Below are 17,565 nucleotides of genomic sequence, written 5' to 3'. Positions count from 1 at the left end.
CAGCGGCTGTTATTCGCTTGGCCCCAAAAGAAAATGGCGGCCGAAGCCGCCATTTCCCGTAATCGTGCGCAGCTTGTTACAGCGTGCGGGTGATGTGCTCCACGCGGAAGCATTCGATAACGTCGCCGGCGCGAATGTCTTCGTAGTTCTCGAAGGCCATGCCGCACTCCTGACCGACCTGCACTTCGGAGACTTCGTCCTTGAAGCGCTTGAGGGTCTTGAGCTTGCCTTCGTGGATAACCACGTTGTCGCGCAGCAGGCGCACGCCGACGCCGCGCTCCACCTTGCCTTCGGTGACCTGGCAACCCGCGACCTTGCCGACCTTGGTGATGTTGAACACTTCCTTGATGGAAGCGTAACCAATGAAGGTTTCGCGACGTTCCGGCGACAGCAGGCCGGACATGGCCGCCTTCACGTCGTCGGTCAGGTCGTAGATGATGTTGTAGTAGCGGATCTCGATGCCGGCCCGTTCGGCGGCGTCGCGCGCCTGCGGATTGGCGCGAACGTTGAAGCCGATGATGGCTGCGTTCGATGCTTCGGCGAGCGAGATATCCGATTCCGTGATGGCGCCTGCGCCGGAATGAACGATGCGGGCCCGGACTTCGTCGGTCGAGATCTTGTCGAGCGCGCCGGCAATGGCTTCGATAGAGCCTTGCACGTCGCCCTTGATCACGAGCGGGAATTCCTTGACGCCGGCAGCCGTCAGCTGTGTCATCATCTGCTCGAGCGAACCGCGCTGGCCGGCGCTGCGCGCCACAGCCTTTTCACGCGTCAGACGCTGACGATATTCAGCGATTTCACGCGCACGGCTTTCATTCTCGACGACCGCGAACTTGTCGCCGGCCTGGGGCGTGCCCTGCAGGCCGAGGATTTCGACCGGCATGGCCGGACCGGCTTCCTTGATGTGATCGCCGCGATCGTTGACGAGGGCGCGCACGCGGCCCCACTGGTCGCCCGCGACGATGATCTGACCCGGCTTCAGCGTGCCCTTCTGCACGAGCACGGTGGCGACGGAGCCGCGACCGCGATCGAGCTTGGCTTCCACCACCGAGCCTTCGGCCGTGCGGTTCGGATTGGCCTTGAGGTCGAGGATTTCCGCCTGCAGCAGGATGGCTTCGAGAAGCTTGTCGAGGTTGAGGCCGGTCTTGGCCGACACTTCGACGTCAAGCACTTCGCCGCCCATGCTTTCCACGAACACTTCATGCTGAAGCAGTTCGGTGCGAACCTTCTGGGCGTTCGCCGTCGGCTTGTCGATCTTGTTGATCGCCACGACGATCGGCACGCCGGCCGCCTTGGCGTGATTGATGGATTCGATGGTCTGCGGCATGACGCTGTCGTCCGCCGCCACCACGAGAACCGCGATGTCGGTCACCTGGGCGCCGCGGGCGCGCATCGCCGTAAAGGCGGCGTGGCCGGGCGTGTCGATGAAGGTGATCTTGTGACCGTTCTTCTCGACCTGGTAGGCGCCGATATGCTGGGTGATGCCGCCGGCTTCGCCAGAGACAACATTGGCGTTACGAATCGCGTCGAGCAGCGAGGTCTTGCCGTGGTCGACGTGACCCATGATCGTCACGACAGGAGCGCGAGGCAGCATTTCGTCCTGCTCGTCTTCACGGTTGAAGATGCCGGTTTCGACGTCGGATTCGGAAACGCGCTTGACCGTGTGGCCGAATTCAACCGCGATCAGTTCCGCGAGATCAGCTTCAATGATGTCGCCTGGCTTCATCATCTGGCCTTCCTTCATCAGGAACTTGATGACGTCGACCGAACGTTCCGACATACGCTGAGACAGTTCCTGAATGGAGATCGTCTCGGGCAGAATGACCTCGCGCATGACTTTTTCGCGAGTTTCCTGCATCTGGCTGCGGCGGAACTTTTCCTGCCGACGGCGCATGGCCGACAGTGAACGGCCGCGCTGCGAGCTGTCTTCGTCATCACCGGTCACGACGACCTTGGCCGGAGCGCGACGATTGTCCTCGACCTTACGGGTCGGCTTGGGGGCTTCGACGCGCGAGGCGACCTTGCCGCGAGCGGGACCGCCGCGACGTTCTTCCTCGTCGTCATCGGCGCGGCCACGGCCAGCAGGACGCGCGGCACCGGCCGGAGCCTTGGCGGGAGCGGCGGGCTGCGGCGCTGCCGGAGCGCGATTGTCGGGGCGGCGCGCCTGCGGCGCGTCCGTGCGGCGCACGACTGGCTCTGCGGACGGCTGCGCAGCACGCGCGGCGACCGGCGCAGGCTGAGCCGGCGCGGCGACTTCCGCAGCCGGAGGAGCCTTGGCTTCCTCGACGGCGCGCTCGGCCTCAATTTTTGCGCGCTCTGCATCTTCGACGGCACGGCGGGCGGCTTCCTCAGCCAGAGCCTTTTCGCGGCGAGCGGTTTCTTCGGCGCGCTGGCGCGCTTCCTCGGCGTCGCGGATCGCAGCCTCGGCGAGCGCGCGGCGGCGTGCTTCGATCTCGCCAGGCGACAGATCGTTCAGCACATTGCCGGTACGCTGCTGCGGACGACCCTGATCGGGGCGACGCTGCTGGTTATCGGGACGGCGCTGCTGATTATGCTGGTCAGGGCGACGCTGCTGACCCTGGTCGGGACGGCGCTGCGGCTCTGACTGCACGCGCGGCGCGGGCTGTTGTGCGGCGGCCTGCGGCTGCGGCGGGCGCGGAGCAACCGGAGCGGCGGCGACAACGGGCGTCACCGGCTTTTCGTCTTCGGGACGGGTGGGACGGCGCTTGCGCGTTTCCACGACAACAGCCTTAGTGCGGCCGCGACCCATGTCCTGGCGCACCGTTCCCTGGCTCAGGCCCGACGGTTTCAGCGTCAGAGTCTTCTTGCCTGTTACATGGAGGGTCTTGTCGTCGTTGTTGTCCGTCATTCCGGTCCCGTTTTTCCAGAGCAAACCCGTGCGTTCACGGGCGCCCTTCGCCTTACTGATATCGCGGCATCATTCGATTGAAGCAATAGGCCGACTGCCGCCACGATAGGTATCGAGCAGTTTCGCGCGCTTCACTACACCCTCACCGGCCTGCCCTGCAAGCGCTACGGCGTGGATAAATGCATTATCGCCCAAGAGTTCCTGCATTTCCTCGTAAGAAAGCAACTGGAAGACGGGGGGCTCCTCCTCTTCCATCGTCATTGCCCAGGCCTTGCGCGCCTGGGCGATTTTGCGCACGCCGTCGGCGGCCGCATCGGTGGCGTGGAACACGGCCAGCGCCTCGCCGGAGCGTACGGCGTTGTCCACACGCGTGGCGCCGGACAGGAATTTCCCCGACTTGCGCGCCATGTTCATCATGCCCGTCATATGGGTCACGAGCAGGCGATCGACAAGATCGGCGAGTTCAGGGCCGGCCTTGACGTCCTTCTTGAAGGCGCGCGCAAAGAGTCCCTTGCGCGCGGCTTTTTCCACCAGCGCCCGCTCGGCCTTGATCGAGCAGCCGCGTCCCGGAAGCGCCCTTTTGAGATCCGGTGTCACCGTCCCGTCAGGGGCGACGACGAACCGGATCATCTCTTCAGCCGGCAGGGTTTCGCGGGTTACGAGGCACATGCGCTCGCTCACGAAACCATCGTCCTTTTCGGCGCTGTCGGCCTTCATCGGCTGTCGTTCCTTCGGCTTCAGCCTTCGAGCTGTTCTTCGGCGTCGTCATCGCCTTCATCGCCGCTTTCGGCGGCGAGCGCTTCCTGCTCGCGAGCAAGATCTTCTTCGGTGATCCAGCCGGCGGCGAGGCGCGCCTGCACGATCATCGCCTCGGCGTCGGTGCGGGAAATGTCGAGCTTCGAGAACAGGCCCTCATAGCGCTTGGTCTCGCCGTTCTTCTTTTCCGTCCAGCCAACGAGGTCGTCTGCGGCGCAGCCGGCGAAGTCCTCGATGGTCTTGATGCCGTCCTGTCCGAGCGCGACCAGCATGCTCGCATTGAGGCCGTCGATTTTGTAGAGCTCGTCTTCGACGCCGAGTTCACGACGCTTGGCGTCCATTTCCGCTTCGAGCCGGTCAAGGAAATCGCGGGCGCGGCTCTGGATCTCTTCGGCGGTTTCGTCGTCGAAGCCGTCGATGGAGGAAATTTCCGACGAGTCGACGAAAGCGAGTTCCTCGACCTGGGCGAAGCCTTCCGACGCAAGCACCTGACCGACCATTTCGTCGACATCGAGGGCGTCCATGAACAGCTTGGTGCGTTCGTTGAATTCCTTCTGACGACGCTCGGATTCTTCCGCTTCCGTCATGATGTCGATGTCCCAGCCGGTGAGCTGCGAAGCGAGGCGGACGTTCTGGCCGCGACGGCCGATGGCCAGCGACAGCTGCTCGTCCGGCACCACGACTTCGATACGCTCGGCGTCTTCGTCGAGCACCACCTTGGCGACTTCCGCCGGCTGCAGCGCGTTGACGATGAAGGTGGCGGGGTCGTTCGACCAGGGAATGATGTCGATCTTTTCGCCCTGAAGCTCGCCGACGACGGCCTGGACGCGCGAGCCGCGCATACCGACGCAGGCGCCGACCGGATCGATCGAGGAATCGTTGGAGATCACGGCGATCTTGGCGCGCGAGCCCGGGTCGCGCGCGACCGAACGGATCTCGATGATGCCGTCGTAGATCTCAGGCACTTCCATGGTGAAGAGCTTGACCATGAACTGCGGATGGGTGCGTGACAGGAAGATCTGCGGACCGCGCTGTTCGCGGCGGACGTCGTAGACGAAGGCGCGGACGCGGTCACCCGGACGCATGGCTTCGCGCGGGATCATTTCATCGCGGCGGATGATGCCTTCGCCCTTGCCGAGATCGACGATCACGTTGCCGTATTCGACGCGCTTGACGGTGCCGTTGATGATCTCGCCGATGCGGTCCTTATACTCGTCGAACTGCTTGTCGCGTTCGGCTTCGCGAACCTTCTGGACGATGACCTGCTTGGCGGACTGGGCGGCGATGCGGCCGAAATCCATCGGCGGCAGCGGGTCGGCGATGAAGTCGCCGATCTGGGCGTCGGGGTTGCGGTCGCGGGCGAGCAGAAGCGGGATCTCGCGGGAGTAATCCTCCGCATGTTCGACCACTTCCAGGAGACGCTGCAGCTTCATCTCGCCCGTCTTGGGGTTGATGTCGGCCTTGATGTTGGACTCCGTGCCATAGCGCGAGCGCGCCGCCTTCTGGATCGCATCCGCCATCGCGGCGAGCACGATCTCGCGGTCGATCGACTTTTCACGCGCAACCGCGTCGGCGATCTGAAGGAGTTCCAGCCTGTTTGCACTCACTACCATCGTCTTAAGTCTCCGTTCTGATGGTCAGTTTCTATCGAGGCGAAGGCGATCAGCCCTCGTCCTCCATGTCTTCATCGTCTGCGTCGTTCTGATTGGCGGCGGCGCGGGCGGCCTTGTCGGCCTTGAGCGCGTCGCGGATCAGCTCGTCGGTGAGAATGAGCCGGCCTTCGGCGAGCGAGGCGAAGGGAATGGTCACCTGCGGCTCCTCGCCATAGCCGATCTGGTCGCGTTCGAGCACGAAGCCTTCGTCGGTGACCTCAAGGATCTTGCCCTTGAAGCGTTTGCGCCCCTCGACCATCACCGAGGTTTCGCACTTGATGATATGGCCCTGCCATTTCAGGAAGTCGCCCTTGCGGACCATCGGACGGTCGATGCCGGGCGAGGAGATTTCGAGATTGTACTGCTTGTCGATCGGGTCTTCGACGTCGAGCACCGGCGAGATCGCCATGGAAATCGCTTCGCAGTCATTGACGGTCATGGTGCCGTCGGGGCGCTCGGCCATGATCTGCAGGGTCAGGCCGTTCTGGTTGGACAGCTTTACCCTCACGAGCTGGTAGCCCAACTCCCCGATTACCGGCTCGATGATCTGCGCCACGCGCGCATCAATGCCTGTTTCGACTATCAGTCTCGGTTCGATAACCGTATCGTTCATAAGCGCTCGTTTCCCCCGGCAGACCGGAGCTAACAAAAAAGAGCGGGTCCTTGCGGGGCCCACTCTTCATCGAAGTGATCAAGATTTGAAGTTTGTTTACTCTTTCGCGGGGGCAAATGCAAGAGGCGGCCCGATCGCGCGGTCTGGCGGGATCAGCGGATCTTCTTGAGCAGCGTTTCGTCCGGATAGCATGTGGGCGTCAGGCCCGCCTTTTGCTGCCACATGCCGATCGAGCGTCGGGTCTTGTAGCCGGGCAGGCCGTCCACCTTGCCGACGTCATAGCCCTTGGCGGCAAGCCGCTTCTGCATGGCGAGCACATCGGAGCGCAGCATATGCCCCACCGAGCCCCATTCGCCACGGAACGCGCCCGAGCCATAGGCGATGCGATCGGCGAGATTGCCGATGAACAGCGCATAGAGGTCGGAATTGTTGTATTCCTTGATGACGTAGAAATTGGGCGTGACGATGAATTCCGGGCCGTGGCGTCCGGCGGGGACCAGCATCATGCCGGTCCGTTTCGTCTCATCGCGGGGGAAGTCCTTGCCGGTGACGCGTTTAATTCCCGTGGCCGCCCATTCGGCGATCGGCTTGGCGAGATCGGGGCCTTCCTGGGCGCAGGAGACCTCAGCCGGAATGGACGCTTCATATCCCCAGCCGCGATGGGCCTCCCAGCCTTTGAGACGCAGATAATTGGCAATCGATCCGAGCGAGTCGGGCACGGAATTCCAGATGTCTTTCCTGCCGTCGCCGTCGAAATCCACCGCATATTTGAGGTAGGATGACGGCATGAATTGCGGCTGGCCCATCGCGCCCGCCCAGGAGCCCTTCATCACGGAGGGATCGACGCCCTGTTCGACCATCAGCAGCGCCGCGATTAGCTCCTTGCGGAACAACGGCTTGCGCTCCGACATGAAGGCCATGGTCGCCAGCACGTCGATTTCCGAGGCGGTGATCTTCGCTTTGCCATAGCCGGTTTCGCGACCCCAGATCGCCAGCACGATTTCGCCGGGCACGCCGAACTCGCGGTCGATGCGCGCGAGAAGCCGTTTGTGCGAGCTTGCATAGGCGCGGCCCGTGGCGGCCAGCCCAGCCAGTCGCTTTTCGTTGAAGTAGGGGCCAGGGCTCGAAAATTCCGCCTGGGTCTGCGCCTTCTTCTTGGGCGGCTTGGTTCCCGGCGGCACGAGATCGGGCAGTTTCCAGTTGATGCGCACGCCGGCAAAGGCGCGTTCGAAGGATTGCCGGGAGATTCCCTGTGCGGAGGCTTCCGGCCAGATTTCCTTCTCGATCCAGGCTTTGAAATGTTTTTCCACGGCAGCCTGAGAGACGGCTGCGGCTGGAGAGGCGAGAGCGGCGACCGTTATGGAGAGGCCGAGCATCACGCCTCTCGCCAATGCGGACGCATCCCGGAAACGGGCGGAAATGTTCATCGCAATTCTCCTCAGATCGACGTCCGCGAGCGTAGCGCCGCCGTCAGCGTGCCTTCATCGAGATAATCGAGTTCGCCGCCGACCGGAACGCCATGCGCGAGCCGGGTGATCTTCACCTCGAGCCCGGCCAGCTGGCTGGTGATGTAATGAGCGGTGGTCTGGCCTTCGACCGTCGCGTTGACGGCGATGATCACTTCCTTCACCGTTCCGCCCATGACGCGATCGATCAGGCCGCGAATGTTGAGATCATCGGGACCGACGCCGTCGAGCGGCGACAGCGTGCCGCCGAGCACGTGGTAGGCGGCGTTCATGGCGCCGGCGCGTTCGAGCGCCCAGAGATCGGAGACGTCTTCGACGACGATGATCACGGTATGGTCGCGCCGGTCGTCGGTGCAGACCGTGCACGGGTCGATCGTGTCGACATTGCCGCAGCAGGAGCAGATTCGCACCTTCTGATGCGCCTCCGCCATGGCGCCGGCCAAAGGCCCGAGCAACTGGTCTTTCTTCTTGACGAGATGCAGCGCCGCCCGGCGCGCCGAGCGCGGGCCGAGGCCGGGCACTTTCGCCAGCAACTGGATCAGTTTTTCGATTTCGGGGCCGGTGACTCGTTTTGCCATATCGAGGCTTTTAGCGCATCTATCGAGGATCTGTGAATCACCCGGAGGAAAAAACCATGCGGCTCCTCGCAGTTTCGATCGGCGACGCGACGCCGATGCCCGGAAAATCCTCCGGCAAGACCGGCATCGACAAGCGGCCCGTGGACCATCCGGTGATGATCGGCCGCGAAGGATTGGCCGGCGATAGGATCATCAACCGCAAATATCATGGCGGGCCGGATCAGGCCGTCTATATCGAGGGTTCGGTGGATTATGAGTGGTGGCGATCCGAGTTGGGACGAAACCTCCCGGCCGGAGCCTTTGGCGAAAACCTGCTGATCGACGGCTTGGACAATCGCAACGTTGCGGTTGGCGACCGGTTTCGGATTGGAGACGTGTTGCTGGAAGTGACCTCCGCCCGCACGCCCTGCGCCACATTCGCAGCCCACATGGAAGATCCGCTGATGGTCAAACGCTATGCCGCCGCGGCGCGGCCCGGCGCCTATGCCCGCGTGCTCGAAGAGGGCGTCGTGCGTGCGGGCGATCCTGTGGACTATACGCCTTTCGCCGGCGACCGCATCAGCATGCCTGACCTCATGCGCACTCATGGCAAGCGGCTGGACGAAGAGATCAAACGCCGCTTTCTCGCCGCGCCGATCGGCCAACGATTGCGGGCGATGATTCTGGCGAAATAGCAGCCTTTCGGGGAAATCTATCCCGGTCGCTTCGCCAGAGCCGCATCGACGAGGCAACGCGCCGCCTCGCCGGCCTCGCGCATATAGCCGGGGTCTCGATGCAGCATCACCACCGCGAAGCACCCGTCGATCAACAGCCGGATCTGGCGGGCAAGAGCGTTGGCGTTCTCCAATCCGGCATCCGCGAAGATCGATTGCAGCCAGGCCTCCAGCCGTTTCTTATGGGTAATGCCTGCTACGATCGCCGGATGACCCGGAAGATTGGCGAGTTCGACCGAGGTGCGCAGAAAGCCGCAGCCTTTCCATTTCGGATCGGCGGCCACAAGTGCAAGGTTCTCGAAAAGGCCGGCGATGCGATCGGCGAGCGGGCCCTTCGACGTGTCGAAGCATTTTTTAAAAGCGCCGAGGCTGGGCTGGTCGCGATAATCCAGATAGGCGGCGACGAGGTCGTCCTTGCTCTTGAAGTGGTAATAGAGCGACTTTTTGGTGATGCCGGCTTCAGCCGCCACCGCATCGACGCTGACGGCGCGGATTCCCTCCCGGTAGAACAGCCGGTTGGCGGCGGCGACGATCTTTTCGCGGGTGTCTGTCTCGACCATAGCCGAAAGTATACTGACCAGTTAGTATACACAAGCAGCGATTTCCGCCACTCTGAACCAAGAAAGGGTGGAGCGGGAATGGAGCCGAAAGCAATCGAGATCCAATGCGGCGATGGCGTGCGCCTCGGCGGCCACTGGTGGCCGCGGCGTCTCGGCCCCGAGCAGGGTGTGGTGATCGTCAATTGCGCCACCGGCGTTCAAGCGCGCTTTTATCATGCCTATGCCCGCTTTCTCACCGAGCACGGCTATCACGCGCTCACCTATGACTTTCGCGGCATCGGCCTCTCTCGTCCGGAGCGGTTACGCGGATCGAACTATCGCTGGCGCGACTGGGGGGAGAAGGATTTTGCCGCCGTTCTCGCCTATGTCCGTCAGACGGCGCCGGATCTGCCGGTTCTGGTCGTCGGACATTCCATCGGCGGCTTTCTGCCGGGCTATGCCGAAAACGCTGCTGACATCAGCCGCATGCTCACCTTGGGCGCTCAATACGCCTATTGGCCGGATTATCGCGCGGCGCAGCGCTGGACGCTGTTCCTTAAATGGCACGTGGTGATGCCGGCGCTGACGAGGGCGGCGGGCTATTTCCCGGGACGAAAACTGGGCTGGCTCGAGGATTTGCCGCGCGGCGTCGCGCTCGAATGGGCCCTGCGAGGAAAGGAGATCGAAAGAGGGTCGTCAAATGAAGAAAAGCAGAATCTGCGGGCTCGATTCGCCGCCGTATCAGCGCCGATCCTGGCGGTAAGCGTGTCGGACGATGACTTCGCCACTCCTGCAGCGGTGCGGCGCGCTCTATCTTATTATGCTGGTTCTGAGCGGCACGCCGTGATGCTGGAGCCCGACGATCTAGGTCAGTCGGAGGTCGGTCACTTCGACCTGTTTCGCGCCCATCATGCGTCCGGCTTCTGGCTAGACACGCTGTTGTGGCTGGGCCAGGGCGTCAACCCCTGGCCCAGCCGGCGTTTTGAATGATCAGAACGGGAACTTCATGCCCGGCGGCAGCGGCATGCCGGCGGTCAAAGTCGCCATCTTTTCCTGGGCCTGGGCTTCGCCCTTGTCCTTGGCGTCTTTATGGGCGGCGACGAGCAGGTCTTCGAGGATTTCGACATCGTCTTCCTTGAACAGCGATGGGTCGATCTTGAGCGAAGTCATATGGCCCTTGCCGTCGAGAACGACCGCCACCAGTCCGCCGCCGGCCTTGCCTTCGATGCTCATGGCGGCGATCTCGGCCTGGACTTTCTCCATCTTGGCCTGCATCTCCTTGACCTTGCCCATCATGCCCATGAGGTCTTTCATCATTCGCTCCTGTTATTATTCGTCGAAATCGTCGAGCGCCTCATCGGCGGCGACGGCGTCTTCATTGTCGTCATCGGGCGCGGCCATCACGCGGACGTCGGTGATCTTGGCGCCCGGATAGCGCGCCAGAATGGCGGCGACATCCGGGTCGGCGCGCGCATCCGCCACGCGGTCGTCGCGCTCCTTCGCTTCGGCCTCAACGAGGGTGAGCCCGCCCGGTTCCCGCGAGATCACCACCAGCCAGTGTTGCCCGGTCCATTCTCTGAGCCGAGTTGAGAGATCGCCGACCAGGCTTTTCGGCGCGTCGGGCGAGAGCGCCAGCTCGATCTTGCCGGGCTCCATGCGCACGGGCCGCACGAATTGCCGCAACTGCGCCTTCAGCTTCATGTCTCGCTTGTCGCCCGCGAGTTGGGCGACATCGGCGAGCGAGCGCAGGTTGACCTTGGGCGCTTCGTCGGGGCGCGCCGCCGGCGAGGGTCTGAGATCCTGCATCGGCTGTTGCGGCGAGGAGGGAACCGCGCGCAGCATGGTCGCCCCGCCCGAAGGCGAGGATGGAGCCATGGATTGATAGCTTCTGTTGTCTGATGCGGCCATCGTCTGCGGGCCGCCGCCATTGCCGCCGCGCGGCGCGGGCGTCGGCGCGCCCATGTCGCCGTTCATCATGCCGGCCAGACGGCGCGCGGCGTCTTCGGGCGAGGGCAGGGAGCCGGCATGCGCCAGCCGGATCAACACCATCTCCGCCGCGCCGAACGGGCGGGAAGCGTTCTCCGTCTCCGGAATGCCCTTGAGCAGCATCTGCCAGATGCGCGACAGCGCCGTCACGGCAATGGACTTGGCCAGTTCCGCGCCTTGCACCCGCTCGATTTCGGACAGCGACGGGTCATTGGCGGCGTCCGGGATATATTTGAGTCGCGTGACCAGATGGGTGAAATCGGCGAGATCGTTGAGCACCACCACTGGATTGGCGCCGGCGGCGTATTGTTCGGAAAATTCGTTGAGCGCCGCGGCGACGTCGCCTTTGACGATATGCCGGAAGAGATCGGCAATGCGGGCGCGATCGGCGAGGCCGAGCATGGCGCGCACCGCATCCGTCTCGACTACACCTGCGCCATGAGCGATCGCCTGATCCATCAGCGACAGGCCGTCGCGCGCAGACCCCTCGGCGGCGCGCGCGATCAGGGCCAACGCCTCGGTCTCGGCCTGAATGCCTTCCTTCTCGGCGATGGTGCTGAAGAGATGGGTCAGATCGGCGGCAGAGATGCGCCGGAGATCGAAGCGCTGGCAGCGCGACAGCACCGTCACCGGCACCTTACGAATTTCGGTGGTGGCGAAGATGAATTTCACATGTTCCGGCGGCTCTTCCAGCGTCTTCAACAAGCCGTTGAACGCGGCCGTCGACAGCATGTGCACTTCGTCGATGATGTAGACCTTGTATCGTGCAGACGCCGGCTTATAGCGCACCTGCTCGATGATTTCTCTGATATCGTCGATGCCTGTATGGGAGGCGGCGTCCATCTCGATCACGTCGACATGCCGGCCCTCCATGATGGCCTGGCAATGCAGGCCGGGCTCGCGCAGGTCGATGGTCGGTTTGTCGATGGCGTCGGTCTTGTAATTGAGCGCGCGCGCCAGAATGCGGGCGGTCGTGGTCTTGCCCACGCCGCGTACGCCGGTGAGCATATAGGCTTGGGCGATGCGGCCGGTCTCGAAGGCGTTGGTGAGCGTACGGACCATCGCCTCCTGGCCGACCATGAGGTCGGAGAAGTCCTTGGGGCGATATTTCCGGGCCAGAACCCGGTAGCCGGTCTTGTCAGTCTCTGCGCTCAAGCTTCATCCGCCTTTGATCGCGATCTTTTCGCCGGCGCAGGCTAAAGCATCCGATCGGAAAAAGGAAATTCCGCCGGGCTGTTCCTGCTTGTGATCCACGGGAAAAGAGAGGGTGGGAGGCCGGCACGATGACCCGTACCGAAGCTCGTTGGGGCTGCTTCCTTCCGGACCTGACCCGGTTGGCGAGTGGCGCGTCCACCACCAGCCTCCCGCTGTCCATATCGTCAATATCTTTTCTGATTGCAAGCCAATCTTGAAATTATCTGATATCTGGAGAGGAAAAAGAAGATCAGGATAGGGAAAGGGTCCCCATGGCGTTCACGCTGGATGAGAGATTGTCGAATGATTCCGTGCTGGTAGTCCGCATCGGGCTCTGCGAGCTCAGGCTGATGAACGATCGACGCTGGCCCTGGCTCATTCTGGTTCCTCAGCGCGACGGCCTCTCGGAATTGTTCGACCTTGCGCCTCTGGACCAGGCCATGCTCACCTTCGAGACCAATCTGGTCGGCGCGGCGCTGAAGAAGGTCACCGGCTGCGACAAGATCAACATCGCCGCCATCGGCAACATCGTCCGTCAATTGCATGTGCATGTGGTGGCCCGTAGCGCCGGCGATCCCAATTGGCCCGCGCCCGTCTGGGGCTATGGGACGCGCGAGCCCTATTCCACTGAGGAGATCGAAGCCTTCGCCAATCGTGTTCTGGAGGCGATCTGATGTCGAGCCGGAGCATTTTCGATAGTCCCCGACCGCATCCCGAGGCCTCCAGTCTCGTCGCCTTTTCCGGCAATCGCCTGGATCGCCGCTCCGAACATCGGGAGGACGACTGTATCGAAAAGGCCGTGCGCGCCGAGGGGGCTCTCTTTTATGCTCTGGCGGGTTCGAAGCTTGTGCTCAAGCATGAGAACGAGGTGATCGATCCCCTGTTCGCCCCCTATGAACTGCCGGATCTGGATCCGGATTTCGACGAAGCGATCCTGCTGGGTTTCGAAGAGAGCGGCGCGCCTCGGCTCGCGGTGCCCGTGGGCGTCGATCCCGAGAACCCCGTCGATCACCTCAAATTCGCCGATTGCCGCGCCTTGATGCGCGAGGCGCTGCTGAATGACGCGGCGCTGGGGGAGGCGGCGCAGGCCACGGCGATGATGTCCTGGTCGCGCGGCGCGCGTTTCTGTGGAAAATGCGGCGCGAAAACCGAGCCACGGGCCGGCGGTTACAGGCGGAAATGCACGAGTTGCGAAGCGGAGCATTTCCCCCGCACCGATCCGGTGGTGATCATGCTGGCGATCGATGTCGAGGGCGATCGTTGCCTGCTCGGTCGCTCGCCGCATTTCCCGCCGGGCATGTATTCATGCCTCGCCGGCTTCCTCGAGCCCGGCGAAACCATCGAGGCGGCGGTGCGCCGCGAAACCTTGGAGGAATCCGGCATCGAGACGGACTGTGTCCGCTATCACGCCAGCCAGGCCTGGCCCATGCCGCATTCCCTGATGATCGGCTGTTACGCCGAAGCCAAGACTCTGGATATTTCTCGCGACACGCTGGAGCTCGAAGACTGCCGGTGGTTTTCGCGGGACGACGTGGATGCGATGATCGAGGGGCGGCATTCCGAAGGAATCATCGTTCCTGTCAGCGGCGCCGTCGCCTATCGCTTGATTCGCGATTGGCTGGATTGGCCATCGGAATAATTCGAAAGAAATTTGGAAACAGTCGTAAAGGGCGTCGCGCTATCATTGCTGGACGTCGTTGTGGAGGATCGCATGAGCAAGACCAATGACGCCGGCGCAGACCTGATTGAAGCTTTGAAGCGGCAGGAGAAATTGGCCGTCTTCCAGCATTTCAACGAAGACCAGGCTTTCGACCTGGGCTCCATGACGATGGCGATCGCAAGGGGGCAGCATGCCCCTGTCGTCGTCGACATCCGCACGCCCAACCGCATCCTTTTTCATGCGGCGTTGCAGGGATCTTCGGCGGACAATGACGAATGGGTGCGACGCAAAAGCAATATCACGCTGCGTTTCAGCCAATCCTCGTTGCTCCACGGCCAGTTGCTGGCCGAAAAGCAGCGCAGCGTCGGACCGGAAATCGGTCTGGACCTCAAGGATTACGCAGCCCATGGCGGCAGTTTTCCCATCCGCTTTGCAAGCGGCGGCCTGGTCGTCGCCGCGCTGACCGTGTCGGGTCTGCCGCAACGCGACGATCACCGTATGGCGGTGGAAGCGATCGCGGCCTATCTGAAGATCGATCTGCCGCAGATCTGAGGACAAACTGTCAAAGGTTGCGGCGATATTCGCCTGGCGTCATCCGGGTGTCCTCGCGGAACACCTTGATGAATTGCTGGACGCTGCCGAATCCGACGGCGGCGGCCACTTCCGAAAGGCCGAGTCGCGGTCCAGCTAAAAGCAGTTTCGCCTTGGCGAGCCGTCGGCTGGTGACGAATTTGACCGGCGAGACGCCGAAAGCCGCCTTGAACGAGCGGGAGAAGTGAAAGCGGCTCAATCGCACCAATCCCGCCAAACGGTCGAGCGACACGTCCTCTGCGAGATGAGCGTCGATATATTCGGTCAGCATCTTCATCTGCAGGCGGTTCAGGCCGCCGCGGCGGAAGGAGATGTGGCGCGTCTCCTCGACCATGAACTCGGCTATTTCCAGGGCGGCCAGCAGCCCCAGCGTTTCGAGATACAGGTTGGAGCCGCCTTCGACGAGTTGCCGCTCGATCTTGCGCATGGTGGACGCCAGGCGCTCATCCTCGAAATAAATTTGCGGCTTGAAGGCGTTTTCTGAGAAGTCGCGCTCTAGTTCTTCGGAAATCAGCGAGGGGTCGAAATTGACGATCGTGAAGCTGTTCTTGCGGCCGACCGGCGCCGCCCAACCCGTCAGCGAATTTCCGGCTGGGATATAGGTCATCTTGTTGCGCAAATCGCGGCCGGAGATGGGGTCCATCCCATCCACATGCATTTCACCGCGATCGAGCACGAGATCGTGGGCGGCGAAATAATGCGTCGCGCCGTTCCAGGCGAATTCATACTCCGCGGGAAGCACCATGCTGGCATGCTGCAGGGTAAAGCCGCGCCAGTTGACGATGCGCTCGAAGTCGGGCGCCTGTTCGGGCTCGCGGAAATCCAGATCTAAGGTGTTGGCGTCTTGCATGTCACGGCTCTCCCCTAGCGAGGGTAGTAGGAGCATCTTGCGCGAAACTTGCTGGCGCGCAAGGCGAAAGCGCAACCCCAAAGCAAAAAGCCCGCCTTGCGGCGGGCTTTTTAACCTATTGAAATAGGTGGGAATTTGGTGCCCAGAAGAGGACTCGAACCTCCACGCCTCGCGGCACAGGTACCTGAAACCTGCGCGTCTACCAATTCCGCCATCTGGGCGACGAGGGAGCGTGTAGCCGCGTGACCGTTTTGTGTCAACAGCGATTTTTGAGAAAAGCGCAACGGCATAGGGGGCGAGGTGGAAAGATCCGAGATTTCCAGCTGTCACGGCATTCGAAAAAAAATTGCATGATATGATCTACAGCAAATCCTAAAATTGAGGCGCGTGATATATGGAACTAACAAGGGTACAATTGTGTTGCAAAAGGCTGAGCGCGGGAAGATTATTGCCGCGAATAACAAAAGACGACGAAACGTCTAGCGCAAGGGACACCGAGAAGCGTAAAGCTTCGCAATGTGAGAGGATCTGAAATGGCAAAATTGCGCAATCTAATCATAGCCGGCGTCGTGGCGTTGGCCGGCGCCGCCTCCGTATCGGTGGCAGAGGCTCAGCCTTCGATGCCGCCGCTGAAGGTCGAGAAGACGACGGATGTGACCAAAGCGAGAGTCGTGTGCAATCGCTGGAATTGCCGTCGTGTCTGGCGACCTGGCCCGCGCGTGGTCATTCGCCCAGGCTATTACTACCGGCCCCGCACGGTTTATGTGCAGCCGCGTGTGATCGTTAGGCCTGCGCCCCGCGTGATCGTTCGCACCGGTGGTAGCGCCCATGTGCGCTGGTGCCTCAATCGTTACCAGTCCTACAATCCGGCCACCAATCGCTTCCTGGCCTATGACGGCTACTACAAGGTTTGCCGTTCGCCTTACCGGTGACCCCAGAATCAAATCAGACAAACAGAGCGGCGCATCACACGCCGCTCTCACTATATCCAGCTTTCGGGAATCGGCGCTCAGCCCTTGTCGGCGCGGTCGGTGTGGCCGAGGTCGCGCTCGGGTTCGATGATGTCCCTGATGCGCTGCTTCAATTCCTTGGGGCCGGGAAAGCCGCCGTCGCGCTTGCGCTCCCAGACGAGGTCGTCATTGACCCGGATCTCGAAATTGCCGCCCGTGCCGGGAATGAGTGCCACTTCGCCCAGGCTCTGGCCGAAGGTCTGTAGCAGTTCCTGCGCCATCCAGCCTGCCCGAAGCAGCCAGTTGCATTGGGTGCAGTAGAGAATGGTGATGCGGGGTTTTTCGGTCATGACGCCTGATACCATCCCCCATGCGCTCTTGCAAAGCCGGCAGCGAGCGCCGACATCATCCGAAACAACACTGGAGACGCTTGATGATCCTTACTGCCGCCAGCCGCGCACTGGCTGATCTCTTCGCGCCGGAAGTCCGCGGCGTGTTCTGGAAAGTGCTCGGCCTGACGCTTCTGGCGCTCGCCGCGCTCTGGCTGGGTCTGCGCGAAGTCTTCATGGATGTGATCATGCCGTGGGTCACGCCCTATCTTCCGGATCTGCCGGCCTGGGCGGGGTGGCTCACCTTCGTGGCCGGTCTCCTGGCGGCCCTGGGGCTTGCTGCGGCGCTTGCGATGCTGATCGCGCCGATCAGCGCCATCGTCGCGGGTTTCTTTCTGGATGACGCCGCCGAGATCATCGAAAAACGCGACTATCCCGATGAAGCGCCGGGCGTGGCCCTGCCGCTCGGACAGTCGATCTGGTCCTCGGTGCAGTTCTTTCTGGTGGTTGTCGCGGCAAACATCCTGGCGCTGTTCCTGCTGCTCGTGCCGGGCGTCAATCTGGTGATCTTCTTTCTGGTGAACGGCTATCTGATCGGTCGCGAATATTTCGAATTCGCTGCATCGCGCCATCTCGGCGTCGAAGGCGCGCGCCAGTTCCGCAGGAGCAATCGCGGCGCGGTGATGCTGGCTGGCCTCATGGTCGCCCTGTTCCTGTTCATCCCCATCCTCAATCTGCTGACGCCGCTGTTTGCCGCCGCCACGATGATTCATCTGCACAAGGCGCTCAGGACCACATCGCCTGCGGTCCGCTAATTGC

Annotated in this window: 18 protein-coding genes, 1 tRNA gene and 1 other RNA gene; 7 read left to right on the top strand and 13 right to left on the bottom strand. The window is 62.3% G+C overall.

Features of this window, described 5'->3' with window-relative positions; translation table 11 throughout:
- Positions 1-76: 76 nt before the first annotated feature.
- The 6 genes from infB to recR form a co-directional block, all read right to left on the bottom strand.
- Positions 77-2,869: a translation initiation factor IF-2 gene (infB, locus tag E8Q41_RS17850; RefSeq protein ID WP_137156906.1), complete on the bottom strand. Its 2,793-nt coding sequence runs from the start codon at positions 2,867-2,869 to the stop codon at positions 77-79.
- A 69-nt stretch (positions 2,870-2,938) separates the two neighbouring features.
- Positions 2,939-3,586 carry an RNA-binding protein gene (locus E8Q41_RS17845; protein ID WP_137156905.1) on the bottom strand — a complete coding sequence of 216 codons (648 nt, stop codon included), beginning with the start codon at positions 3,584-3,586 and terminating at the stop codon, positions 2,939-2,941.
- A gap of 20 nt (positions 3,587-3,606) precedes the next feature.
- Positions 3,607-5,238 (bottom strand): transcription termination factor NusA, encoded by a 1,632-nt coding sequence (nusA, locus tag E8Q41_RS17840; RefSeq protein WP_137156904.1) that lies wholly within the window; start codon positions 5,236-5,238, stop codon positions 3,607-3,609.
- Between the two features lie 49 nt (positions 5,239-5,287).
- Positions 5,288-5,890: a ribosome maturation factor RimP gene (rimP, locus tag E8Q41_RS17835; protein WP_137156903.1), complete on the bottom strand. Its 603-nt coding sequence runs from the start codon at positions 5,888-5,890 to the stop codon at positions 5,288-5,290.
- A gap of 152 nt (positions 5,891-6,042) precedes the next feature.
- Positions 6,043-7,317 carry a lytic murein transglycosylase gene (locus E8Q41_RS17830; RefSeq protein ID WP_137156902.1) on the bottom strand — a complete coding sequence of 425 codons (1,275 nt, stop codon included), beginning with the start codon at positions 7,315-7,317 and terminating at the stop codon, positions 6,043-6,045.
- Positions 7,318-7,328: 11 nt separating this feature from the next.
- The gene (gene recR / locus E8Q41_RS17825) at positions 7,329-7,934 is read right to left on the bottom strand and encodes a recombination mediator RecR (RefSeq protein WP_137156901.1); all 606 of its coding nucleotides are present in this window, start codon (positions 7,932-7,934) and stop codon (positions 7,329-7,331) included.
- Between the two features lie 56 nt (positions 7,935-7,990).
- Between recR and E8Q41_RS17820 the strand changes: the two genes are divergently transcribed.
- Positions 7,991-8,608: an MOSC domain-containing protein gene (locus E8Q41_RS17820; RefSeq protein ID WP_137156900.1), complete on the top strand. Its 618-nt coding sequence runs from the start codon at positions 7,991-7,993 to the stop codon at positions 8,606-8,608.
- A gap of 17 nt (positions 8,609-8,625) precedes the next feature.
- On the opposite strand, the gene E8Q41_RS17815 is transcribed toward E8Q41_RS17820, so the two are convergent.
- Positions 8,626-9,207, bottom strand: coding sequence for a TetR/AcrR family transcriptional regulator (locus tag E8Q41_RS17815; RefSeq protein ID WP_137156899.1), 582 nt, complete (start codon positions 9,205-9,207; stop codon positions 8,626-8,628).
- A 78-nt stretch (positions 9,208-9,285) separates the two neighbouring features.
- Between E8Q41_RS17815 and E8Q41_RS17810 the strand changes: the two genes are divergently transcribed.
- Positions 9,286-10,176, top strand: a complete 891-nt coding sequence (locus tag E8Q41_RS17810) for an alpha/beta fold hydrolase (protein WP_137156898.1) — start codon at positions 9,286-9,288, stop codon at positions 10,174-10,176.
- On the opposite strand, the gene E8Q41_RS17805 is transcribed toward E8Q41_RS17810, so the two are convergent.
- The 3 genes from E8Q41_RS17805 to ffs form a co-directional block, all read right to left on the bottom strand.
- On the bottom strand, positions 10,177-10,500 hold the full coding sequence (locus E8Q41_RS17805; protein ID WP_137156897.1) for a YbaB/EbfC family nucleoid-associated protein: 324 nt from the start codon (positions 10,498-10,500) through the stop codon (positions 10,177-10,179).
- Positions 10,501-10,515: 15 nt separating this feature from the next.
- Positions 10,516-12,327 (bottom strand): DNA polymerase III subunit gamma/tau, encoded by a 1,812-nt coding sequence (locus E8Q41_RS17800; protein ID WP_137156896.1) that lies wholly within the window; start codon positions 12,325-12,327, stop codon positions 10,516-10,518.
- Between the two features lie 112 nt (positions 12,328-12,439).
- Positions 12,440-12,537: signal recognition particle sRNA small type (gene ffs, locus E8Q41_RS17795), an RNA gene on the bottom strand.
- A gap of 101 nt (positions 12,538-12,638) precedes the next feature.
- Between ffs and E8Q41_RS17790 the strand changes: the two genes are divergently transcribed.
- From E8Q41_RS17790 to E8Q41_RS17780, 3 genes are all read left to right on the top strand, one after another.
- Positions 12,639-13,040, top strand: coding sequence for an HIT family protein (locus tag E8Q41_RS17790; protein WP_137156895.1), 402 nt, complete (start codon positions 12,639-12,641; stop codon positions 13,038-13,040).
- On the top strand, positions 13,040-14,005 hold the full coding sequence (gene nudC, locus E8Q41_RS17785; RefSeq protein WP_137156894.1) for an NAD(+) diphosphatase: 966 nt from the start codon (positions 13,040-13,042) through the stop codon (positions 14,003-14,005). Before E8Q41_RS17790 ends, nudC begins: the two co-directional genes overlap by 1 nt.
- Positions 14,006-14,077: 72 nt before the next feature.
- Entirely contained in the window at positions 14,078-14,578 is a 501-nt protein-coding gene (locus E8Q41_RS17780; protein WP_137156893.1) for a heme-degrading domain-containing protein, read from the top strand.
- A gap of 10 nt (positions 14,579-14,588) precedes the next feature.
- On the opposite strand, the gene E8Q41_RS17775 is transcribed toward E8Q41_RS17780, so the two are convergent.
- Positions 14,589-15,467 carry an AraC family transcriptional regulator gene (locus tag E8Q41_RS17775; RefSeq protein WP_170976525.1) on the bottom strand — a complete coding sequence of 293 codons (879 nt, stop codon included), beginning with the start codon at positions 15,465-15,467 and terminating at the stop codon, positions 14,589-14,591.
- Between the two features lie 136 nt (positions 15,468-15,603).
- Positions 15,604-15,688 (bottom strand) — tRNA-Leu (locus tag E8Q41_RS17770).
- Between the two features lie 312 nt (positions 15,689-16,000).
- On the opposite strand from E8Q41_RS17770, the gene E8Q41_RS17765 reads away from it, so the two are divergent.
- Complete coding sequence (locus tag E8Q41_RS17765) at positions 16,001-16,399, top strand: BA14K family protein (RefSeq protein ID WP_137156891.1); 399 nt, start codon at positions 16,001-16,003, stop codon at positions 16,397-16,399.
- A 77-nt stretch (positions 16,400-16,476) separates the two neighbouring features.
- Here the strand turns inward: E8Q41_RS17765 and E8Q41_RS17760 are convergent, their stop codons facing one another.
- Complete coding sequence (locus E8Q41_RS17760) at positions 16,477-16,767, bottom strand: SelT/SelW/SelH family protein (protein WP_137156890.1); 291 nt, start codon at positions 16,765-16,767, stop codon at positions 16,477-16,479.
- A gap of 83 nt (positions 16,768-16,850) precedes the next feature.
- On the opposite strand from E8Q41_RS17760, the gene E8Q41_RS17755 reads away from it, so the two are divergent.
- Positions 16,851-17,561, top strand: a complete 711-nt coding sequence (locus tag E8Q41_RS17755; RefSeq protein ID WP_137156889.1) for a sulfate transporter family protein — start codon at positions 16,851-16,853, stop codon at positions 17,559-17,561.
- Positions 17,562-17,565: the final 4 nt, after the last annotated feature.

This window comes from Rhizobium sp. FKL33 (assembly GCF_005222915.1).
In the GTDB taxonomy this organism is placed as follows: domain Bacteria; phylum Pseudomonadota; class Alphaproteobacteria; order Rhizobiales; family Rhizobiaceae; genus Rhizobium_E.
Note: the sequence above shows the minus strand (reverse complement) of the source record. Positions and strands in the feature narration are given on the sequence as shown.

What these genes read in the sequence shown, in the direction of transcription:
- infB (WP_137156906.1), bottom strand. Translation starts at nt 2,869, where the DNA reads ATGACGGACAACAACGACGACAAGACCCTCCATGTAACAGGCAAGAAG.
- E8Q41_RS17845 (WP_137156905.1), bottom strand. Translation starts at nt 3,586, where the DNA reads ATGAAGGCCGACAGCGCCGAAAAGGACGATGGTTTCGTGAGCGAGCGC.
- nusA (WP_137156904.1), bottom strand. Translation starts at nt 5,238, where the DNA reads ATGGTAGTGAGTGCAAACAGGCTGGAACTCCTTCAGATCGCCGACGCG.
- rimP (WP_137156903.1), bottom strand. Translation starts at nt 5,890, where the DNA reads ATGAACGATACGGTTATCGAACCGAGACTGATAGTCGAAACAGGCATT.
- E8Q41_RS17830 (WP_137156902.1), bottom strand. Translation starts at nt 7,317, where the DNA reads ATGAACATTTCCGCCCGTTTCCGGGATGCGTCCGCATTGGCGAGAGGC.
- recR (WP_137156901.1), bottom strand. Translation starts at nt 7,934, where the DNA reads ATGGCAAAACGAGTCACCGGCCCCGAAATCGAAAAACTGATCCAGTTG.
- E8Q41_RS17820 (WP_137156900.1), top strand. Translation starts at nt 7,991, where the DNA reads ATGCGGCTCCTCGCAGTTTCGATCGGCGACGCGACGCCGATGCCCGGA.
- E8Q41_RS17815 (WP_137156899.1), bottom strand. Translation starts at nt 9,207, where the DNA reads ATGGTCGAGACAGACACCCGCGAAAAGATCGTCGCCGCCGCCAACCGG.
- E8Q41_RS17810 (WP_137156898.1), top strand. Translation starts at nt 9,286, where the DNA reads ATGGAGCCGAAAGCAATCGAGATCCAATGCGGCGATGGCGTGCGCCTC.
- E8Q41_RS17805 (WP_137156897.1), bottom strand. Translation starts at nt 10,500, where the DNA reads ATGAAAGACCTCATGGGCATGATGGGCAAGGTCAAGGAGATGCAGGCC.
- E8Q41_RS17790 (WP_137156895.1), top strand. Translation starts at nt 12,639, where the DNA reads ATGGCGTTCACGCTGGATGAGAGATTGTCGAATGATTCCGTGCTGGTA.
- nudC (WP_137156894.1), top strand. Translation starts at nt 13,040, where the DNA reads ATGTCGAGCCGGAGCATTTTCGATAGTCCCCGACCGCATCCCGAGGCC.
- E8Q41_RS17780 (WP_137156893.1), top strand. Translation starts at nt 14,078, where the DNA reads ATGAGCAAGACCAATGACGCCGGCGCAGACCTGATTGAAGCTTTGAAG.
- E8Q41_RS17775 (WP_170976525.1), bottom strand. Translation starts at nt 15,467, where the DNA reads ATGCAAGACGCCAACACCTTAGATCTGGATTTCCGCGAGCCCGAACAG.
- E8Q41_RS17765 (WP_137156891.1), top strand. Translation starts at nt 16,001, where the DNA reads ATGGCAAAATTGCGCAATCTAATCATAGCCGGCGTCGTGGCGTTGGCC.
- E8Q41_RS17760 (WP_137156890.1), bottom strand. Translation starts at nt 16,767, where the DNA reads ATGACCGAAAAACCCCGCATCACCATTCTCTACTGCACCCAATGCAAC.
- E8Q41_RS17755 (WP_137156889.1), top strand. Translation starts at nt 16,851, where the DNA reads ATGATCCTTACTGCCGCCAGCCGCGCACTGGCTGATCTCTTCGCGCCG.